20 protein-coding genes are annotated in these 18905 nt (G+C 67.1%); 11 read left to right on the top strand and 9 right to left on the bottom strand.

The features are described from left to right. Positions 1 to 40: 40 nt before the first annotated feature. The 5 genes from RCF13_RS03510 to RCF13_RS03490 all read left to right on the top strand — a co-directional run bounded on the left by RCF13_RS03510 (position 41) and on the right by RCF13_RS03490 (position 4823). Entirely contained in the window at positions 41 to 1450 is a 1410-nt protein-coding gene (locus RCF13_RS03510; RefSeq protein WP_134969386.1) for an amidohydrolase, read from the top strand. Then, positions 1450 to 2712 carry an amidohydrolase family protein gene (locus RCF13_RS03505; protein ID WP_231352291.1) on the top strand — a complete coding sequence of 421 codons (1263 nt, stop codon included), beginning with the start codon at positions 1450 to 1452 and terminating at the stop codon, positions 2710 to 2712. Before RCF13_RS03510 ends, RCF13_RS03505 begins: the two co-directional genes overlap by 1 nt. Before the next feature lie 25 nt (positions 2713 to 2737). Continuing rightward, positions 2738 to 3370: a 2-hydroxychromene-2-carboxylate isomerase gene (locus RCF13_RS03500; RefSeq protein WP_061479593.1), complete on the top strand. Its 633-nt coding sequence runs from the start codon at positions 2738 to 2740 to the stop codon at positions 3368 to 3370. A gap of 95 nt (positions 3371 to 3465) precedes the next feature. Further along, the gene (locus tag RCF13_RS03495) at positions 3466 to 4407 is read left to right on the top strand and encodes a DegV family protein (RefSeq protein ID WP_019662081.1); all 942 of its coding nucleotides are present in this window, start codon (positions 3466 to 3468) and stop codon (positions 4405 to 4407) included. 77 nt (positions 4408 to 4484) lie between these two features. Further along, positions 4485 to 4823, top strand: a complete 339-nt coding sequence (locus tag RCF13_RS03490) for a hypothetical protein (protein WP_006469105.1) — start codon at positions 4485 to 4487, stop codon at positions 4821 to 4823. Between the two features lie 114 nt (positions 4824 to 4937). Here RCF13_RS03490 and RCF13_RS03485 read toward each other — a convergent pair whose 3' ends face one another. The 5 genes from RCF13_RS03485 to frmR form a co-directional block, all read right to left on the bottom strand. Continuing rightward, positions 4938 to 6383, bottom strand: coding sequence for a GGDEF domain-containing protein (locus tag RCF13_RS03485; protein ID WP_134968872.1), 1446 nt, complete (start codon positions 6381 to 6383; stop codon positions 4938 to 4940). Positions 6384 to 6574: 191 nt separating this feature from the next. Continuing rightward, positions 6575 to 7405 (bottom strand): S-formylglutathione hydrolase, encoded by an 831-nt coding sequence (gene fghA / locus RCF13_RS03480; protein ID WP_134968873.1) that lies wholly within the window; start codon positions 7403 to 7405, stop codon positions 6575 to 6577. 22 nt (positions 7406 to 7427) lie between these two features. After that, positions 7428 to 7775: a YqcC family protein gene (locus tag RCF13_RS03475; RefSeq protein WP_134968874.1), complete on the bottom strand. Its 348-nt coding sequence runs from the start codon at positions 7773 to 7775 to the stop codon at positions 7428 to 7430. 8 nt (positions 7776 to 7783) lie between these two features. After that, on the bottom strand, positions 7784 to 8893 hold the full coding sequence (locus RCF13_RS03470) for an S-(hydroxymethyl)glutathione dehydrogenase/class III alcohol dehydrogenase (protein WP_134968875.1): 1110 nt from the start codon (positions 8891 to 8893) through the stop codon (positions 7784 to 7786). A gap of 59 nt (positions 8894 to 8952) precedes the next feature. After that, positions 8953 to 9228 (bottom strand): formaldehyde-responsive transcriptional repressor FrmR, encoded by a 276-nt coding sequence (frmR, locus tag RCF13_RS03465; RefSeq protein WP_005411009.1) that lies wholly within the window; start codon positions 9226 to 9228, stop codon positions 8953 to 8955. Positions 9229 to 9415: 187 nt separating this feature from the next. Between frmR and RCF13_RS03460 the strand changes: the two genes are divergently transcribed. After that, positions 9416 to 9835 (top strand): Imm70 family immunity protein, encoded by a 420-nt coding sequence (locus RCF13_RS03460; protein ID WP_134968876.1) that lies wholly within the window; start codon positions 9416 to 9418, stop codon positions 9833 to 9835. A 10-nt stretch (positions 9836 to 9845) separates the two neighbouring features. Here the strand turns inward: RCF13_RS03460 and RCF13_RS03455 are convergent, their stop codons facing one another. After that, a complete protein-coding gene (locus RCF13_RS03455; RefSeq protein WP_061479599.1) occupies positions 9846 to 10751 on the bottom strand; it encodes a LysR family transcriptional regulator in 906 nt (301 codons plus the stop codon). Positions 10752 to 10881: 130 nt separating this feature from the next. On the opposite strand from RCF13_RS03455, the gene RCF13_RS03450 reads away from it, so the two are divergent. Beyond that, positions 10882 to 11985, top strand: coding sequence for an alkene reductase (locus RCF13_RS03450; protein WP_134968877.1), 1104 nt, complete (start codon positions 10882 to 10884; stop codon positions 11983 to 11985). Positions 11986 to 12034: 49 nt separating this feature from the next. On the opposite strand, the gene RCF13_RS03445 is transcribed toward RCF13_RS03450, so the two are convergent. Then, positions 12035 to 12712, bottom strand: a complete 678-nt coding sequence (locus RCF13_RS03445; RefSeq protein ID WP_134968878.1) for an SMI1/KNR4 family protein — start codon at positions 12710 to 12712, stop codon at positions 12035 to 12037. Between the two features lie 114 nt (positions 12713 to 12826). On the opposite strand from RCF13_RS03445, the gene RCF13_RS03440 reads away from it, so the two are divergent. After that, on the top strand, positions 12827 to 13243 hold the full coding sequence (locus tag RCF13_RS03440; protein WP_061479630.1) for a VOC family protein: 417 nt from the start codon (positions 12827 to 12829) through the stop codon (positions 13241 to 13243). 126 nt (positions 13244 to 13369) lie between these two features. Here RCF13_RS03440 and RCF13_RS03435 read toward each other — a convergent pair whose 3' ends face one another. Beyond that, positions 13370 to 14254, bottom strand: a complete 885-nt coding sequence (locus tag RCF13_RS03435) for a LysR family transcriptional regulator (protein WP_061479601.1) — start codon at positions 14252 to 14254, stop codon at positions 13370 to 13372. Positions 14255 to 14361: 107 nt separating this feature from the next. On the opposite strand from RCF13_RS03435, the gene RCF13_RS03430 reads away from it, so the two are divergent. After that, the gene (locus RCF13_RS03430) at positions 14362 to 15420 is read left to right on the top strand and encodes an NAD(P)-dependent alcohol dehydrogenase (protein WP_061479602.1); all 1059 of its coding nucleotides are present in this window, start codon (positions 14362 to 14364) and stop codon (positions 15418 to 15420) included. Positions 15421 to 15512: 92 nt separating this feature from the next. On the opposite strand, the gene RCF13_RS03425 is transcribed toward RCF13_RS03430, so the two are convergent. Continuing rightward, positions 15513 to 16877, bottom strand: a complete 1365-nt coding sequence (locus RCF13_RS03425; protein ID WP_061479603.1) for a glutamate--cysteine ligase — start codon at positions 16875 to 16877, stop codon at positions 15513 to 15515. A 152-nt stretch (positions 16878 to 17029) separates the two neighbouring features. Here RCF13_RS03425 and RCF13_RS03420 point away from each other — a divergent pair, with 152 nt between their 5' ends. Beyond that, entirely contained in the window at positions 17030 to 17734 is a 705-nt protein-coding gene (locus RCF13_RS03420) for a VIT family protein (RefSeq protein WP_088497520.1), read from the top strand. Next, positions 17731 to 18555: an AraC family transcriptional regulator gene (locus RCF13_RS03415; RefSeq protein WP_061479605.1), complete on the top strand. Its 825-nt coding sequence runs from the start codon at positions 17731 to 17733 to the stop codon at positions 18553 to 18555. Before RCF13_RS03420 ends, RCF13_RS03415 begins: the two co-directional genes overlap by 4 nt. Positions 18556 to 18905: the final 350 nt, after the last annotated feature.

The following is an 18905-nucleotide window of genomic DNA, read 5'->3' as shown; positions in this document are numbered from 1 at the left end:
GCTAGCGTCGGCGGTTGGACCAGGCTGCAAGGGGAACTGCATGGCATCGACGTTGTTGCGCGCTGGGGTAGCCCTGGCACTGCTTTCATTGAGCACGGCTCCGGCGGTGGGCGCCTCGCGCTTCGTCGCCGATCCCTACCCCAGCACCTACCAGGCACACCCCGATGCACCGGTGCTGATCCAGAACGCCACCGTGCTGACCGGCACCGGCCAGCGCCTGGACAACGCCGACGTGCTGCTGCGCGAGGGCCGCATCGTTGCCGTCGGCCGCCAGCTGCAGACCGACGCCGGCGTCACCCGCATCGATGCGCAGGGCAAGTGGGTCACGCCGGGCCTGATCGACGTGCACTCGCACCTGGGCGTGTACCCCAGCCCCGGCGTTGGCGCGCACAGCGACGGCAACGAGATGACCGCGCCGGTCACCGCCAACGTCTGGGCCGAGCACTCGGTGTGGCCGCAGGACCCGGGCTTCGCCACCGCACTGGCCGGCGGCGTGACCAGCATGCAGGTGCTGCCGGGCTCGGCCAACCTGGTCGGTGGTCGTGGTGTGACCCTGAAGAACGTCCCCGCCATCACCTACCAGGCGATGAAGTTTCCCGGCGCACCGTGGGGGCTGAAGATGGCCTGTGGCGAGAACCCGAAGCGGGTGTACGGCGGAGGCAAGGGCGTCGCTCCGGCCACGCGGATGGGCAACGTTGCCGGTTACCGCGCCGCCTTCATCGATGCCGCCGACTACATCGCCAAGAACAAACCGAAGCCGGCCAAGCGCAGGAGCTGGTTCGGCAGCGACAAGGGCGACAGCGCCGGTGATGCCGGCGGCAAGCGCGATCTCAAGCTGGACACGCTGGCCGGTGCGATCGAAGGCGACATCCGCGTGCATATCCATTGCTACCGCGCCGACGAGATGGCCACCATGCTCGACCTGGCCAAGGAATTCGGCTTCAAGGTGGCCGCCTTCCACCACGGCGTGGAGGCCTACAAGCTGGCCGACCGGCTGGCCGCCGACGGCGTCTGCGGCGCGCTGTGGGCCGACTGGTGGGGATTCAAGATGGAAGCCTTCGACGGTATTCCGGAGAACATCGCACTGGTCGATCGGCCGAAGAACAGCTGCGCCATCGTCCATTCCGATTCACCCGAAGGCATCCAGCGCCTGAACCAGGAAGCGGCCAAGGTGATCGCCGCCGCGCGCCGCGCACGCATGCCGGAGATCCCCCCCGAACACGCCATCACCTGGATGACCGCCAACGCCGCCAGGGCGCTGGGGATTGAAGGCCAGACCGGCACCCTGGAGGCCGGCAAGATGGCCGACGTGGTGGTGTGGAACGGCAACCCCTTCAGCTCGTACGCGCTGGCCGAGCAGGTCTTCATCGACGGCCGCCGCCTGTACGACCGCAGCGCACCTGCGGCCACGCCACGTTCCGACTTCCAGCTTGGCCAGGAGGTGCACTGATGGGCGCGTTGAACAAGCGTCGCCGGGCATGGCTCGGCGCTACGGTCATGGTGCTGGCCTGCCTCTCCGCATCCGCGCAGGCGCAGGACCTGCTGGTGCGCAACGCGACCGTGCATACGGCCAGCACGCGCGGCAGCCTGCAGCACGCCGATGTGCTGGTGCAGGGCGGGATCATCCGCGCAGTCGGCAGCGGGCTGTCCGCCCCGGCCGGGGCCAGCGTGGTCGAGGCCGATGGCCGCCCGCTGACACCGGCGCTGTTCGGGGGCATCACCGAGATCGGCATCGAAGAGGTCTCCGGTGAAGCGAGCACGGTCGACAGCACGTTGAAGATCGGCGAACAACCGTTGCGCCCCGAGTTCGATGTCACCCTGGCGTACAACCCGGCCTCGGTGCTGATCCCGGTGGCACGCCTGGACGGCATCGGCTTCACCGCCCTGGGGGCTGCCACCGGCGGCGGCTTCGTTGCAGGCCAGGGTGGCGTGATGCGGCTGGACGGCAGCGCCGATCCCCTCGGGCCGCGCGCGCTGTTCCTGCGCCTGGGGTCGGCCGCAGTGGAGCTGACCGGGCAGTCGCGTGCAGCGCAATGGATGCTGCTGCAGCAGATGGTGGACGAGGCGCGTGGCCAGGTTGCCGCGGACTCACCGCACGCGCTGCTGACGCCGGCCGGGCGCCGCACGCTGGGCCGCTACCTGGCCGGCCAGGGCCGCATCGTGGTGGAGGTGGACCGCGCGGCGGACATCCGCCAGCTGCTGCGCTGGGCCGCCCGCGAAAAGGTGAAGATCGCCATCGCCGGTGGCAGCGAAGCCTGGCAGCTGGCGCCGGAGCTGGCCGCCGCACAGGTACCGGTGTTCGTCGATGTGTTGTCCAACCTGCCGGCCAGCTTCGACCAGATCGGCGCCACGCTGGAAAATGCGGCACGCCTGCAACGTTCCGGCGTGGCGGTCTCGTTCGTGCAGCGTGGCGACGCCTCGCACAACGCCCGCAAGATGCGCCAGCTGGCCGGCAATGCCGTGGCCAACGGTTTGCCCTGGGCCGACGGCCTGGCCGGCCTGACCCGGGTGCCGGCGCAGGCGTTCGGCGTGGCCGACCAGATCGGCAGCATCGAGCCGGGCAAGCGTGCCGACCTGGTGCTGTGGGAAGGCGACCCGCTGGACGTGGCGCACTATGCCGAACAGGTCTGGCTGGGCGGCCGGGCGATGCCGATGCGCTCGCGCCAGACCGAACTGCGCGACCGCTACCTGCAGCGCAACGCGCAGCCCTGACCTCCAGTCATCCAAGGAAACCCGCATGGCCACCCTGCGCTGGTACTTCGACTTCGTCTCGCCCTATTCCTACCTGCACTGGCAGAAGCTGAAGCAGCTGCCCCAGTTCGCACAGATCCAGACCGTGCCGATCGCCTTCGGTGCGGTGCTGCATCACCTGGGCAACCTCGGGCCGGCCGAGATTCCGGCCAAGCGCCGCTTCATGTACCGCCAGCTGCTGTGGACTGCGCAGGCCGAAGGCACACCGCTGCGGTTCCCGCCGGGCCACCCGTTCAACCCGTTGTCTGCCCTGCGGCTGTGCCTGGCCGCCGGTGGCAGCGTGCAGGCGGTGGACGTGCTGTTCGACTGGATCTGGCGCGACGGCAATGCCGCCGATAGCGCCGAGGCCCTGCGCGAACCGGCTGCGCGGCTGGGGATCGAGGATGTCGCCAGCGCCATCGCGGCCCCCGCGGTCAAGGAGCAGCTGCGGAGGAACACCGAGGCCGCCATTGCTGCCGGCGTGTTCGGGGTACCGACCTTGGCCATCGATGACGAACTGTTCTGGGGCAACGACGCCCATCCGTTGATGGCCGCCGTGCTGGCCGATCCCGCCCTGCTGCAGCAGCCCGAATGGCAGCGCCTGGCCGAACTTCCGGTGGCCGTGCAGCGCAGTCGCTGAACAGGGCCTGGCGCGTTTCCCTCGCGCGCCACGCCAGAATTTGAGATAGATTTCACGTTTCCGAACCTACAACCGCCCTGGAGGGGGAGCCGCGGATGCGCATCGGAATCGTCGTCGACTCGGCCTGCGACCTGCCGCAGGACTTCATTGCCGAGCACAACATCGTGCTGCTGCCGATCACCGTCCGCATCGGCGAAGCCGTGCTGGCCGATCATCGCGATGAGCAGGCCACGCTGAGTTTCCTGCATGCACACGTGGCCGAGCACGGTGCCGAGGCGGAGACCATCCCCTTCAGTGTCAACCAGATCCGCGACCTGTTCCTGCAGCAGCTGGTGATCGATTACGACCACGTGTTCTGCATGACCATCACCAAGACCCGCAGCCCGATCCACGACAATGCGCTGCAGGCCAGCTTCGCCATCCTCAACGATTACAAGCCGGTGCGGCAGGCAGCGGGCTACAACTCGCCGTTCGCGCTGCGCGTGCTCGATACCCAGAACCTGTTCGCCGCGCAGGCGGTGACTGCGGTGGAGGCGGTTCGCCTGCGTGACAGTGGCGCCAGCGTGCAGCAGATCCGCGAGCGGCTGGAAGAACTGGCCGGCAACGTGCACGGCTACATGGTCACCCGTGATCTGTACTACATGCGTGCGCGCGCCCGGCACAAGGGCGACCGCAGCGTCGGCCTGCTCAGTGCGGCGCTGGGCAGCGCACTGGACATCAAGCCGGTGCTGCACGGCTACCGCGGCGAAACCGGGCCGGTCGCCAAGATCAAGGGCTTCGACAGCGCCGTGCAGAAGCTGTTCGCGGTGGTCGGCCAGCGCGTACGTGCCGGGCTGATGACGCCGACGGTGTGCGTCAGCTACGGCGGAGAACTGGACGAGCTGCGTGCCCTGCCCGGCTACGCACAGCTGAAAGAGGTCTGCGCCGGCCATGGCGTGACCGTGTACGAATCGGTGATGAGCCTGACCGGCATGGTCAATGTCGGCAAGGGCGCGGTCACGGTGGGTTTCGCCGATGGGCCACACCGGTTTGAATGAAGGCCGACCGTGGCTGGAATCTGCACATCGATTCCACCGCGGTTGTGCCAGTCTTGCCGCACTTCAAGGAGAACTTCATGCCTGCGCAGTACCACATCAGCCTGCCCGACCCGTCCAAAGCCCGCGGCAACGACCCTGACCTGTCCTTCCATTCGCAGGGCGCCGCCGGTTTCGCCGAAGAGCTGCAGGACGCCCTGCGCAGCGGCACGCTGTTCGAGCGCTGGAAAGCCAAGCAACCCGACCCGGATGCGGTGGAACCGCAGTGGGGCGTGACCGATCCGGACGCCACCGTGACCGGCGAGCAGAAGGACCTGCGCATCAACCTGGTCGCCACCACCCGTATCGACAGTGACGTGTTCAAGCAGCGCCTGCGCCTGCTGGCCGGCCACCACTGGGAACTGCGCGACGTGCGTTGAGGCCACGCCGTGGTAGTGCCGGCCGCTGGCCGACAACCGAGGAGATGCCGGCCACCGGCCGGCACTACCGAGTGCGATGTCCCTGGACGGGCGGCACGCCATGGGCCGGTCCGCTCAACAGTCCATGGTGCCGTGCGCGTTGCCCTCGTCATCCAGCACGCGCGCATGCAGGACCACCCGGTTGCGGCCGGCACGCTTTGCGGCATACAGGCCGGCATCGGCATCGGCCAGCAGCTGGTCGGCACTGGCCAGCGCCGGTGGGTGCAGGTAGCCCACGCCGACGCTGATGCTGACCGGGCCTTCCGGCAATGGCAGCGCTTCGACCGCTTCACGCAGGCGCTCGGCCAGCGCCAGCACGCCCGACAGTGGGCTTCCAGGCACGATGACAGCGAATTCTTCACCGCCATAACGCGCAACGCTGTCACCGCCGCGACCTGCGACGCCCTTCAGCACCCCGGCCACCGCCTGCAGGCAACGATCACCGGCCGGATGGCCGTGCCGGTCGTTGAAGGCCTTGAAGTGGTCGATATCCACCAGCAGCAGGCCCAGCTCGGTGCCGCTGCGCCGTGCGCGATTCCACTCGGAGGTCAGCCGTGCGTCGAACTCGCGGCGGTTGGCCACGCCGGTCAGGCCGTCCTGACGGGCCAGCTGATCCAGCGCTGCCTGACGCTCCAGCAGATCGGTCTGCAGCAGGACGCTGCGCAGGCCGAAACCAAGGGTGGCTACGACGAAGCCCGCGACGGCCAACGGCCGCGCATGATCGACCACCAGCGTGCCGACCACCAGCAGCAGCAACGGCAGGATGATCGGACCGGCGGCCTGCACCGTCCTCGCCAGCCGCGGGTGTGCCGTGGTGCCTGTGTCCGGCGCCGTGTCCAGCGCCATGCAGGCGATCAGCAGAAAAGGGACGTCGATCAGCAGGTCGTTGAACGCACCGAATGCATCATCGGAGGTGTAGTGGTTGATGTAGTAGGCCACCAGCAGATAGGCCAGTGCGTACAACGCCAGTGCACGGAAGAACCTGCGCCGTTCGGGCACATCGCCGGCCAGCCATCGCACCACGGCGAACGCGGCGATACACAGGTTCTGGATGTCGAACATGCGCTGCATGTTGGACATGGCATGGGCGTCGACCTCGACACGGGCGGCGAACGATGCGGTGTGCGCGAAGAACAGCACACCCAGCAGCGCCGCCATCGCCGCGTCGATCAGGCTGATGCTCGGGCGCTCGCGGCGTGCCCGGGCCAGGATGAACACCAGCGGCACGCCATACAGCACGTACAACAACAGGCTGATGCGTGGGGTGAAGTCAGCCCGGCCGGCGCCCAGCGCATCCACCATGTTGAACGTCATGCCACCGGCCCACAGCAGCAGTGCCATCGCGGTAGAACGCCAGCCCAGAGCGGCGCGGTCACGTTGCGCCCGCACCAGGCACGCGGCGGCGGCCAGCAGCGGTGCGCCGGTCAGGAACAGGAAAGAGCCCACGCCCGCCGGGCTCGGCCAGAACGCCACGGCCAGCCCATGGCAGAGCACGTACAGCAGCGCCAGCACTACCGGCATGCATCCCCCCGATCCGCAAGGCCGTCTGAGCGCACGATAGCGCGCCGGCACGCCACAGCGGCGTGATCCACTGCGGCAAAACGACACTCCGCGTGCATCACCATGGTAGTGCCGGCCGCTGGCCGGCAATCCCAGGGAATTGCAGGGCTGCGGGTTGCCGGCGGCCAGCGGCCGGCACTACCGGAGAGCCCTCAGGCGTGCAGGGCGCGGGCGTGGTGGGCGATGTGCTCGCCGATGAAGCTGGCGATGAAATAGTAGCTGTGGTCGTAACCCGGCTGCAGGCGCAGGGTCAGCGGATGGCCGGCGGCCGCGCAGGCCTCCTGCAGGCGCTGCGGCTGCAGCTGGGTCTGCAGGAACTCGTCCGCCTCGCCCTGGTCGACCAGCAGCGGCAGGCGCTCGCTGGCCGCCTCCAGCAGCGCGCACGTATCCCACTGCGCCCAGTCGGTCGGGTTGTCGCCCAGATAAGCCGTGAACGCCTTCTGCCCCCACGGTACACGGCTGGGCGCGACGATCGGCGAGAATGCCGACACACTGCGATAGCGCCCCGGGTTGCGCAGCGCGATCACCAGCGCACCATGGCCGCCCATCGAATGGCCGCTGATCGCGCGTGCATCGGTCACCGCGAAGTTCGCCTCGATCAGCGCCGGCAGTTCCTGCGCCACGTAGTCGTGCATGCGGTAGTGCTTCGCCCACGGAGCACGGGTGGCATTGAGGTAGAAGCCTGCCCCCTTGCCCAGGTCGTAGCCTTCGGCATCGGCCACGTCATCACCGCGCGGGCTGGTATCCGGCGCGACGATGATCACACCGTGCTCGGCCGCATAGCGCTGCGCGCCGGCCTTGGTGATGAAATTCTGCTCGGTGCAGGTCAGGCCGCTCAGCCAATACAGCACCGGCAGCTTCTGCGTTTCCGCCTGCGGCGGCAGGTACACGGCGAACTGCATGTCGCAGCCCAGCGTGGTGGAATGGTGCCGGTAGACGTCCTGCCAGCCGCCGAAACAGGCGCGGTGTTCAATGCGTTCCATGGTGCTCTCCTGCGCGGCGGCGTCAGCCGTCACGTGTGTTGATCAACTCATCCAGCTGCGACAGCAGGCGCAGAAGCGATTCGACGCCAGGCTGGCCATCCAGATTGCGGTACGCCGCCACCGCCACGTCGCTGCGCGGTGGCCACTGGCCGTCGGCGCGGGCTTCGTGCAGGCGCGGCAGGAATACCTGCGCAAGCCACTGCTCGAACGGCATGCCATTGTCGCTGCCGAAGGCCGAAGTCACCGCACGCGGTGGCCCCACCTCGCCGTCGACCCAGCCTAGCGCACGCAACGCCTGCTCGATCGGGTCGACCAGCGCCGCGCGCGGATCTTCCGCACGCGGCCTGCGCAAGGCATCGAACCAGCCCACGCCGCGCCTCAGTAGTGGACCACCGAACGGATCGACTTGCCTTCATGCATCAGGTCGAAGGCGTCGTTGATCTTGTCCAGGTCCATGGTGTGAGTGACGAACGGGGCCAGTTCGATGTCGCCCTTCATCGCGTCCTCGACCATGCCCGGCAGCTGGCTGCGGCCCTTCACGCCACCGAAGGCAGTGCCCATCCACTTGCGACCGGTCACCAGCTGGAACGGGCGGGTGGAGATCTCCTGCCCGGCACCGGCCACGCCGATCACCACGCTCTGGCCCCAGCCACGGTGCGCGCATTCCAGCGCCGCGCGCATCACGTTGACGTTGCCGATGCACTCGAAGCTGTGGTCCACACCCCAGGTGGTCATTTCCACGATGACCTGCTGGATCGGCTTGTCGAAGTCCTTCGGGTTGATGCAGTCGGTGGCGCCGAATTCGCGCGCCAGTTCGAACTTGGACGGATTGGTGTCCACCGCGATGATGCGGCCGGCCTTGGCCTGGCGCGCACCCTGGATCACCGCCAGGCCGATGCCACCCAGGCCGAACACCGCCACGCTGTCGCCTTCCTGCACCTTGGCGGTGTTGTGCACCGCACCGATGCCGGTGGTGACGCCGCAGCCGAGCAGGCAGACATGCTCCGGGTTGGCGTCCGGATTGATCTTCGCCAGCGAGACTTCGGCAACAACGGTGTACTCGCTGAAGGTCGAGCAGCCCATGTAGTGATACAGCGGCTCGCCGTTGTAGCTGAAGCGGCTGGTGCCATCGGGCATCACGCCCTTGCCCTGGGTGGCGCGCACGGCCACGCACAGGTTGGTCTTGCCGCTCTTGCAGAACAGGCACTCGCCGCACTCGGCGGTATACAGCGGAATCACGTGGTCGCCCGGCTTGACGCTGGTCACGCCCTCGCCCACTTCCACCACGATGCCGGCGCCTTCATGGCCCAGCACCACCGGGAACAGGCCTTCCGGGTCATCGCCGGACAGGGTGAACGCGTCGGTGTGGCAGACACCGGTGTGGGTAATCTTCACCAGCACTTCGCCCTTCTTCGGCGGGGCGACGTCGATCTCGACGATCTGCAGCGGCTGGCCGGGACCAAAGGCGACGGCGGCACGGGACTTCATGGGTGGACTCTCCAGAGACAGGCAATGACAGGATGGGCGGCGCCATGTTGCGCCGTCGTTTACTTCAGGTACGAGCGGATCAACGCGCTCATGTCGCGCACGCGTTCGGCGCGTTGTTCGTCGGAGGCGGCGGGCTGGCCGAATTCCTCGCGCAGATGGGCCTCCATCACCTCGGACATCAGGCCGTTGACCGCGCCACGGATGGCGGCGATCTGCTGCAGCACCGGCCCGCAGTCGGCGCCAGCTTCCAGCGCGCGGTCAAGCGCATCGCACTGGCCGCGGATGCGGCGCACGCGGGCCAGGACCTTCTTCTTCTCTTCGGGGGAGTGCGGCATGGCGGGCCAGTTCGGAACTATACTGGGGGATAGTATACATGCGTATTGTCAAAGTGACGGAAATGGCATCTCCCGTCTCCGCAATAGTGCCGTTGAATCCTTTCATATCAATCAATTAGAGCAATTGCGCTTCTACCGTTAACGCATCGGGGCATGCTGTAGGATCGGCAGAATCAGGAACCAGGCAATGGGTGTTGGCATCCAACTCGGGCGCATCACCGATGAGATCGGCAGTGGCGCGTTTCTCTATGCCTTCTTCTCGACCATATCCGGCAACCTGGAGCCGAATGGCTGGGGAAGTCGATTCCCAATCCTCTTGAATCAGCTATACGCCGGCAGACTGCAGCAATCAGATGCTGCCGCCGCGCTGGCCGAACTACATAGGGTCCGCCGAGAGCTGGCCGAGCATGCGCCAGCCCGTGTCATATGGTCGTTCGAGGATAGAACCCAGCGTCCACCGTGGGGAGACGATATCGCTGGCGACATCGACAGCCTGGCGACCTACTTCGTCACCTCACATGGGCGCGATCTGATCGCGCTTCTGGCCGAGGTGTTTGAAGCACTTCAGGAAGGCGAAGACACGTCCGCCCGGATCATCAACTACTGATGCCCTACGCTCAATCAAACACGCCCTGAGCCGCCAACCGCGCCAGCTCATCCACCACGTAGCGCACCTTGGGCCGCAGGTGGCGGGTCGGTGGCCACAGCGCATGGATGTCGATATGCCGCTGCATGTGCGCATCCAGCACCGATTGCAGCGCCCCGGATTCCAGATGACGGCGTACCAGTGAAACGGGCATCTGGCAGATGCCCAGCCCAGCGATGGCCGCATCGATCACCGCGTCACCATCGTTGAGCTGATAGGTCGCATTCGGGATGAACGTTCCCTCGGCATCGTCCCTGCCGATCCGCCACGCCACCGGCTGGCCGTGGCGGAAACCAACGACGCTGCGGTGCTGCGCCAGATCCTCCACGGAGGCCGGCACGCCATGCGCCTGCAGGTACTCCGGCGATGCGCAGGTGACCAGTCGTTGGCGACCCAGCCGGCGCGCGACCAGATGCTCGGCCTGGTGCAATCCGCCGAAGCGGATCAGCAGGTCGATGCCCTCTTCGACCGGATCGACGAAGTGATCGGTGAAGGTCATCGTCAGTTGCAGGTCCGGGTATTGCCGGCACAGGCGCAGCAGCACCGGCAGTACCACCAGGCGCCCGAACGAGGATGGCATGTCGATGCGCAGCCGACCGCTGGGCAGGCCGGCCGACCCCAGGCAGGCCTCGGCGGCGGAGATTTCTTCCAGCGCCGCCGCACACGATGCGTAGTACGCCTCACCGTCGGTGGTCAGCGCGATGCGCCGCGTGGTGCGGTGGAACAGGCGCACGCCCAGCCGCGCTTCCAGCCGGGCGATGGCCTTGCCGACCGCCGAGCGTGAGATGCCCAGCGCGTCGGCAGCCTCGGTGAAGCTGCCTGAGCGGGCCGTGGTAACGAACGTGACCAGGCCATTCAATGATTCCAGCGGCAGCATCTATCGCGCTCCATTGGGGACAAATAGTCCCGCACTTGGGGAGATCGAAGCGCTTTATGCGCCTGCATGTCAACTCCATTCTGTGTGCATCGCGCCGCTGGCGCCTCCTCCCCGCATCAAGATGACCGACATGACCGCCGCCCTGTTCCGCCCCTTCGATCTGGCAGACATCGCCCTGCGCAACCGCATCGTGATGGCCCCGATGACCCGCGCCCGCAACCCCGGCGCGGTGGCCAATGAACTCACCGCGCAGTACTACCGGCAGCGCGCCAGCGCGGGCCTGATCATCAGTGAAGGCACCCCGGTCTCGCCGCAGGGCCAGGGTTACATTGACGTGCCGGGTATCTGGTCGGCCGAGCAGGTCGCCGGGTGGAAGCTCGTCACCGAGGCGGTGCATGCCGCACAGGGCACGATCTTCGCCCAGCTCTGGCACGTCGGCCGCATGTCGCATTACTCGCTGCAGCCCGACGGTGGTCAACCGGTAAGCGCCGGTACCCGGCCGGTCGCCAGCGCACCGAAGAACACCTCGTTCGTCTATCTGGACGACGGCAGCCGCGGCCACGCCGATCCCACCCCGGCACGTGCGCTGGCCACCGAAGAGATCCCCGGCATCGTCGACGACTTCGCGCGCGGCGCCGACAACGCCATCGCCGCCGGTTTCGATGGCATCGAACTGCATGCCGCCAACGGCTACCTGTTCGAACAGTTCCTCAACCCGCTCATCAACCAGCGCGAGGACCGCTATGGCGGCTCGCTGCCCAATCGTGCGCGCTTGATCCTGGAGACCGTCGATGCGATGACCCAGCGCATCGGTGCGCAGCGGATCGGCGTGCGCCTGGCGCCGAACAACCTCACCTTCGACATGCCGTTCTACCCCGACAACGAGGCCACCTACCTGTACCTGGCCGAGGAGCTGGGCAAGCGCGGCCTGGCCTATGTGCATCTCAACGACAACCTGCAGGCGGGCCAGTCGGTGCTGGGCGAGGTGTTCCTGCGGCAGTTCAAGCAGGCCTACGGCGGCACCGTCATCCTGGCAGGTGGCATGACCCGCGAACGCGCCCTGCAGCTGGTCGAAGCTGGCACCATCGACCTGGCCGCGTTTGGCCAGCCGTTCATCGCCAACCCGGATCTGGTCGAGCGCCTGCAGCGCAACGTCGCGCTGGCCACGCCGGACCGCAGCACCTATTACGGGGGCGGCGAGGCAGGCTACCTCGATTACCCGGCCGCAGGCTGATCCCGCACGGGGTCGGATCCCCGCCACAGGTGCGGCTCCGACCCTTGGTTCAAGCCTCCTCGCGCACGTAAGCGAACGACTCGTCCAACCGCTCGAAGCCGATCACTTCAACGACGATGGCCTGTGCGTCGTCTTCGCTGATGTTTCCTTCTTCAATATCGTCAACGCGGGCGAACAACCGCTGCAACGCCGCGAACTGGTCGCCGCGCAGGAACGACTGGTGGCTCTGCAGCCAGCGCTGCAGATTGCCGGCCAGCTCGCCGTGCGACAGCAGCGTATACGGCGCTTGGTAGTCGGCAACCGCTTCGACCATCTTGCGGAACAGGAAATCCTGGTAGTTGGCGGCCAGCACATCGGCACGATCATCGTCATGCCACACCAGCACGACGGGCGGCTCGGCAACACCGGGCGCGTTGCTCCAGAAGCAGTAGCTGTCGCCGCCGCCGGTCCGCGCAAACGGCAGGAGCTGCAGGTCGGGACGCAGGGGATTGTAATGATCCTCGGCGGTCAGCTCCTGCCACGCTTCGAGCAGCTCATCGTGTTCCAGTGGTTCGTATTCCTGCGCGTACAGCAGCACCGGCGGATCCGCCTGCAGCGTCGGGAACACCACCTCGGACCATTCCGAATGCGGACTGCCCCAGCTCAACCGACCCGCTGCATGCAACTGCTTGAACAGGGGCGGGAAGGCCTGGCCGGTGGCCTGTTCGATGTCGGATAGCGCGCTCATGGAAGTCCTTGTCGATAGAGGTCGCCCAGCTTGCCCGAATCCTCGCAGGAGATGAACCGGCAGCAACAGGTGGCGGGACTAGACTGCAATCACCGGATGCTGGAAATCACTGCCATGAACGCCACTGCCCGCAACTTCATCATCAACATCGACGTGCCCGACCTGGCCGCCGCCGAAGCGTTCTACCTGGCCTCATTTGGATTGCGCATCGGTCGTCGGCTCGGTACCGGCGCGGTGGAACTGCTCGGTGGGCCAACACCGCTCTATCTGCTGCAGAACGAGGCTGGCAGCGCCGCCACCGAAGACGGCGACGTGCGTGACTACGAGCGCCACTGGACCCCGCTGCACCTGGACTGGGTGGTGGAGGACATCGATGCCGCGTTGATGCGTGCGGTCGCGGCCGGGGCGATGCTCGAGCAACCGGTGCGCGAGCGCCGCTGGGGCCGTATCGCCGTGCTGGCCGATCCGTTCGGGCACGGCTTCTGCCTGATCCAGTTCAGTGGCGAAGGCTACGACGCGCTGGTCGAATGAATTGCTGGCTGCGTCGCGGGCGCCAATCCACGCATGGCGCGGATCTACTGATCCGCTTCAAGCAACGCGTGGAGGTTGTCGTTCGGCAGTAGATCCACGCACGGCGTGGATGCAAACCACCGCACCTCACTCCCGCAACATATCCACGAACGCACGCAACGCACCGGGCATCTGCCGTTGCTTCGGGTAGTACAGCGCAAACCCGGCGAACGGTTCGCTCCAGTCTTCCAGCACCGCCACCATCTGCCCCGATTCGATATACGGCCGCGCGGTGTCTTCCAGCACGTAGGCCAGGCCGATGCCATCAAGCACCGCGCCGACCACGGTGCCCTGCTCGCTCAGCGTCAGCCGTCCGGGCACGTCGATTTCCAGCGCCTGCCCACCGCGCTCGAACTGCCACTTGTACAGATGCCCGCTGGCAAAGCGGAAGCGGATGCATTCATGCGCGGCCAGGTCGCGCGGATGCAGCGGCGCCGGATGCCGCCGCAGGTAATCCGGCGAGCCGACGATCAGCCCACGCAGCGGCGGCCCCATCGGCACCGCCACCATGTCCTCGGGCACGAACTCGTGCAGGCGCACGCCGGCGTCGTAGCCCTCGGCGACGATGTCGACCAGCCCATCATTTTCGGTCAGCTCGACGCGCACATCGGGGTGAGCGTGCAGGAAGCGCGCCAGCCGCGGCCGCAGCTGGGTCGCCACCGCCGCGCGGGTGGCGTTGATGCGCAGCAGGCCGGCCGGGGCGGCGCGGAAGTGGTTCATTTCTTCCAGCGCGTCATGCACCTGCCCCAGCGCCGGCTGCAAGCGCTCCAGCAGGCGCTGCCCGGCCTCGGTCAGGGCCACGCTGCGCGTGGTGCGGTGGAACAGGCCCACGCCCAGTCGTTCTTCCAGCGCGCGGATCGCATAGCTCACCGCCGAGGTCGACAGCGCCAGCTCGGCGCCAGCGCGGCGGAAGCTGCGGTGACGGGCGACTGCGGCGAACGCGGCCAGGTGAGAAAGGTTGTCAGTGGCCATGATTGTGCAGTTTCACTTGATGAATCATGCCGATATCCACGCTTCTTGCCATTGGGAACGCGGCGTATTGTAAAGCGCCTTTCGATAAACCCTGCCAAGGATTCCCCATGTCCCTCGCCCGTGGTTACGCCGCCCATTCCCATACCGCTCCGCTGGTCCCCTATGAGTTCGAACGCCGTGCGGTCGGTCCCGACGATGTGCGCATCGAGATCCTCTACAGCGGCATCTGCCACTCCGACCTGCACCAGGCCCGCGATGACTGGGGTGGCTCGATCTACCCGATGGTGCCGGGCCACGAGATCATCGGCCGCGTCACCGAGGTCGGCAGCAACGTCACCCGCTTCAAGGTCGGCGACCACGCCGGCGTGGGTTGTATGGTCGACTCCTGCCGCCACTGCGACGCCTGCCAGCACGACCTGGAGCAGTACTGCGCCGAGGGCGCGACCTGGACCTACAACGGCCGTGAACGCGAAAGCGGCGCACCGACCTACGGCGGCTATTCCGACCACGTGGTGGTAGAGCAGCGCTTCGTGGTGAAGGTCTCCGATACCCTCGACCTGAAGGCGGCCGCACCGCTGCTGTGCGCCGGGATTACCACGTGGTCGCCGCTGCGCCATTGGAAGGTCGGCCCGGGCCAGAAGGTCGGCGTGATCGGCCTCGGCGGCCTCGGCCACATGGGCGTGAAGTTCGCCAAGGCGCTCGGCGCGCACGTGGTGATGATCACCACCACCCCGGAAAAGGGCGCCGATGCCAAGCGCCTGGGCGCCGATGAGGTGCTGGTCTCGCGCGATGCGGCGCAGATGAAGGCGCACGCCGGCAGCTTCGACTTCCTGCTCAATACCATCCCGGTCAGCCATGACACCAATCCGTACATGGGCCTGCTCAAGCGCGAAGCCACCATGTGCCTGGTGGGCGTGCTGACCGAACTGGACCCGCCGCTGACCGGCGGCAGCGTGATCTTCGGCCGCAAGCACCTGACCGGCTCGGCGATCGGCGGCATGGCCGAAACCCAGGAAATGATGGACTTCTGTGCCGAGCACGGCATCGTCAGCGATGTGGAGATGATCGACATCAGGAACGTCAACGAAGCCTGGGAGCGCATGGCGAAGAACGATGTGCGCTACCGCTTCGTGATCGACATGGCGACGTTGAAGAACGCGGCCTGAGCCAAGACGGATCTGGAAATGAAAAACCCCGGCAATGCCGGGGTTTTTCTTTTGGGTAGTGCCGGCCGCTGGCCGGCAACCCCGCATGACGGTCAGTACGCGAACTCGCGGAACACCGGATCGACGTCACCATGCCAGCGGCCATGGAACAGCGCCAGCTTGCGCTCGGCCGGGGTCAGGCCGGATTCGACGATCTCCTGCAGCACGTCCAGGAACTTGCTCTCGTCCTGGCCATCGGCATTGCGCGCCGCACGGCGCTTGAGGCCTTCCACGGAAATCCTGACCGCTTCCCGGGCCAGGTCGCGCACCGTGCCGTTGCGGAACGGCAGGTTCATTGCATGCTTCGGCACGCCGTCACGCAGCGCATGGCGCTCGGCCAGGGTGAAGTCACGCACCAGGTCCCAGGCAGCGTCCAGCGCCGTGTCGTCGTACAGCAGGCCCACCCAGAACGCCGGCAGCGCACACAGGCGGCTCCACGGGCCACCATCGGCGCCGCGCATTTCCAGGTACTTCTTCAGGCGCACTTCCGGGAACGCGGTGGTCATGTGGTCCGACCAGTCGCGCAGGGTCGGCAACGCGCCCGGCAGCACCGGCAGCTTGCCCTGCATGAAGTCGCGGAAACTCTGCCCGCTGGCGTCGTGGTAGGTGCCGTCGCGATAGGAGAAGTACATCGGCACGTCGAGCAGGTAATCGACATAGCGCTCGTAGCCGAATCCATCCTCGAACACGAAGTCGAGCATGCCGGTGCGGTCGGCGTCGGTGTCGGTCCAGATGTGCGAGCGATAGCTCAGGTAGCCGTTCGGCTTGCCTTCGGTGAACGGCGAATCGGCGAACAGCGCGGTGGCGATCGGCTGCAGCGCCAGCGACACGCGGAACTTCTTCACCATGTCCGCTTCGGTGGCGTAGTCCAGGTTCACCTGCACCGTGCAGGTGCGGGTCATCATGTCCAGGCCCAGCGAACCGACCTTGGGCATGTACGAACGCATGATCTTGTAGCGGCCCTTCGGCATCCACGGCATTTCATCGCGCTTCCACTTCGGCTGGAAGCCCATGCCGAGGAAGCCCAGCTGCAGTTCGCCGGCCACCTGCGCCACTTCGTTGAGGTGGGTGCCGGTCTCCACGCAGGTCTGGTGGATGGTCTCCAGCGCCGCACCGGACAGCTCCAGCTGGCCGGCCGGTTCCAGCGTCACCGAGGCCCCATCGCGCAGCAGGGCGATGGTGCGGCCATTCTCCTGTACCGGCTCCCAGCCGAAGCGGACCAGGCCGTTGAGCAGTGCTTCGATGCCGCGCTCCCCCTCGAAGGTCGGCGGGCGCAGGTCATCCAGGCGGAACCCGAACTTCTCGTGCTCGGTGCCGATGCGCCACTGCGCGCGGGGCTTCTCGCCGGAGGCGATCACCTCCACCAGCTGCGAGCGGTCGGTAATGGGGGTATCGGCGACGTGGCTGGGGCTCGACAAGGGGAAGGCTCGCTGGACGGTGGCGGGGGATGTGGGGCTCGCGGCCTTCCATCGCAAGGGCGCACTATAGCGTGGCACCTCGTTGCGTCATGCGACGGTGACGGGTTTCAGCATCCTACCGACGCCCTCTTGACCCTCGTACACTCAACGTCATGAGCCGCCATTCACGACACCCCGAACTGCACCGCTCCGAGCGCGTCGGCTGGCTGCGTGCCGCCGTGCTGGGCGCCAATGATGGCATCGTCTCGGTGGCCGGCCTGGTGGTGGGCGTGGCCGCCGGCGGCGCCTCCGCTACCACCATCCTCGCCACCGGCGTGGCCGGCACCGTGGCCGGCGCGATGTCGATGGCCGCCGGCGAGTACGTCTCGGTACAGACCCAGGCCGACACCGAGGACGCAGACCTGGCAATGGAAAGGCGCGAGCTGCGCGAAAATCCGCACAGCGAGCTGGAGGAGCTGGCTTCGATCTACCGCCACCGCGGCCTGGAGCCTGCGCTGGCACGGCAGGTGGCCGAACAGCTCACCGCCCATGATGCGCTGGGTGCCCACGCCCGCGACGAACTGGGCATCACCGATACCCTGCGCGCCCGCCCGCTGCAGGCAGCGCTGGCCTCGGCCGGTGCGTTCACCTGCGGCGCGGCGCTCCCGGTGCTGACCGCCCTGCTCGCGCCGGTCGACAGGGTCGCACTGATGACCACGGCCAGTACCCTGCTCGGCCTGTGCCTGACCGGCGCAGTGGCGGCCAGGGCCGGCGGCGCACCGCCGGTTCGCGGCGCGATCCGGGTGATGTTCTGGGGCGCATTGGCGATGGCCGCGGCGGCCGGCGTCGGTCGCCTGTTCGGTGCCCACGTGTCATGACCGCCATGCTGCCACCGGCCACCGCACTGCTGGCCGAGATGGCCAGCCTGGCCGGCTGCGCACGCGCCGAAGGTTATGCGTGCATCACCGCTCGGCGCGAACATGGCGCCAGCTCGGTGGAGATTCCACAACCACAGTTCGCGATCCTGCTGGAAGGCCGCAAGCAGGTGCGTACCGCGCACCAGTCGCTGGAGTTCATCCCCGGCGACATCCTGCTGCTGACCCAGCGCTGCCGCATCGATGTGGTCAACACCCCCGACCCACGCAGTGGGCGCTACCTCAGCGCCATCGTGCCGCTGTGTGCCGAAGTGCTGGCGGCCGCACGTACGCTGTGGAGCGGGGAGCTTCCCGCCGCCGGTCATGCGATGGCGCGACTGCCGTTGATCGATCATGGCGTGGTGCTGCGCCAGTGGCGGCAATCGCTGCAGGACGGCCGTTACAGCGAAGCGCGGCTGGCCCTGGCCTCGTTGGTACTGACCCTGTGCCGGCAGGGCCACGGCAACCTGCTGCTGCCGCAGGCGCCGAGTCTGGGCGAACAGATCCGCGACCGCATCGCCGCCGAGCCGGCTCGCGACTGGCAATCGCGTGATGTGGAAGCGCTGTTCGCGCTGAGCGGCGCGACCCTGCGCCGTCGGCTCGCCGCCGAGGACACCAGCCTGCGCCAGCTGCTCACCGAGGCCCGGCTGGCGCATGGCATGCAGTTGCTCTACACCACCGACCTGCCGCTGAAGACCGTAGCCGCACGCGCGGGCTACCGGTCTGCGGCCAGCTTCAGCAAACGCTTTGCCGAGCAGTACGGGCTGGCTCCCACAGACATTTGAGGGGGTTCGGCAGGGCTTGCAGCCCTGCACCTGCAGAGGCAACGGCAACGGCCGAAGCAACAGCAACACCGGGCTATCCGTGGGATGGCAGGGCGGTGCCGGAGTGCGGGGACGCCGCAAGTACGTCCCTGTAGGCTTGGCAGCCGCATCCATGCGGCTGACACCCCGCACTCCGACACCGCCCCACCTTCGACAGGTTCACTCGGCTGTTGGTAGGTGTCGACCTTGGTCGACACATCTGTCAGATATCGAATGAAACTCTGGGGTCAGATCCGTTTTCCTGCGGAAAACGGATCTGACCCCAAGAGCATCTCCAACAGTTCGCGGAAAACTGTCGAAGGCGGGGTGGG

It is taken from the genome of Stenotrophomonas maltophilia group sp. RNC7, assembly GCF_030910085.1.
GTDB classification, from domain to species: Bacteria; Pseudomonadota; Gammaproteobacteria; order Xanthomonadales; family Xanthomonadaceae; genus Stenotrophomonas; species Stenotrophomonas sepilia.
This window is presented reverse-complemented; position numbering and strand designations above follow the sequence as displayed.

Excerpts from the sequence above, each read along its gene's own strand:
- RCF13_RS03510 (WP_134969386.1), top strand. The coding sequence starts at position 41 with ATGGCATCGACGTTGTTGCGCGCTGGGGTAGCCCTGGCACTGCTTTCA.
- RCF13_RS03505 (WP_231352291.1), top strand. The coding sequence starts at position 1,450 with ATGGGCGCGTTGAACAAGCGTCGCCGGGCATGGCTCGGCGCTACGGTC.
- RCF13_RS03500 (WP_061479593.1), top strand. The coding sequence starts at position 2,738 with ATGGCCACCCTGCGCTGGTACTTCGACTTCGTCTCGCCCTATTCCTAC.
- RCF13_RS03495 (WP_019662081.1), top strand. The coding sequence starts at position 3,466 with ATGCGCATCGGAATCGTCGTCGACTCGGCCTGCGACCTGCCGCAGGAC.
- RCF13_RS03490 (WP_006469105.1), top strand. The coding sequence starts at position 4,485 with ATGCCTGCGCAGTACCACATCAGCCTGCCCGACCCGTCCAAAGCCCGC.
- RCF13_RS03485 (WP_134968872.1), bottom strand. The coding sequence starts at position 6,383 with ATGCCGGTAGTGCTGGCGCTGCTGTACGTGCTCTGCCATGGGCTGGCC.
- fghA (WP_134968873.1), bottom strand. The coding sequence starts at position 7,405 with ATGGAACGCATTGAACACCGCGCCTGTTTCGGCGGCTGGCAGGACGTC.
- RCF13_RS03470 (WP_134968875.1), bottom strand. The coding sequence starts at position 8,893 with ATGAAGTCCCGTGCCGCCGTCGCCTTTGGTCCCGGCCAGCCGCTGCAG.
- frmR (WP_005411009.1), bottom strand. The coding sequence starts at position 9,228 with ATGCCGCACTCCCCCGAAGAGAAGAAGAAGGTCCTGGCCCGCGTGCGC.
- RCF13_RS03460 (WP_134968876.1), top strand. The coding sequence starts at position 9,416 with ATGGGTGTTGGCATCCAACTCGGGCGCATCACCGATGAGATCGGCAGT.
- RCF13_RS03455 (WP_061479599.1), bottom strand. The coding sequence starts at position 10,751 with ATGCTGCCGCTGGAATCATTGAATGGCCTGGTCACGTTCGTTACCACG.
- RCF13_RS03450 (WP_134968877.1), top strand. The coding sequence starts at position 10,882 with ATGACCGCCGCCCTGTTCCGCCCCTTCGATCTGGCAGACATCGCCCTG.
- RCF13_RS03445 (WP_134968878.1), bottom strand. The coding sequence starts at position 12,712 with ATGAGCGCGCTATCCGACATCGAACAGGCCACCGGCCAGGCCTTCCCG.
- RCF13_RS03440 (WP_061479630.1), top strand. The coding sequence starts at position 12,827 with ATGAACGCCACTGCCCGCAACTTCATCATCAACATCGACGTGCCCGAC.
- RCF13_RS03435 (WP_061479601.1), bottom strand. The coding sequence starts at position 14,254 with ATGGCCACTGACAACCTTTCTCACCTGGCCGCGTTCGCCGCAGTCGCC.
- RCF13_RS03430 (WP_061479602.1), top strand. The coding sequence starts at position 14,362 with ATGTCCCTCGCCCGTGGTTACGCCGCCCATTCCCATACCGCTCCGCTG.
- RCF13_RS03420 (WP_088497520.1), top strand. The coding sequence starts at position 17,030 with ATGAGCCGCCATTCACGACACCCCGAACTGCACCGCTCCGAGCGCGTC.
- RCF13_RS03415 (WP_061479605.1), top strand. The coding sequence starts at position 17,731 with ATGACCGCCATGCTGCCACCGGCCACCGCACTGCTGGCCGAGATGGCC.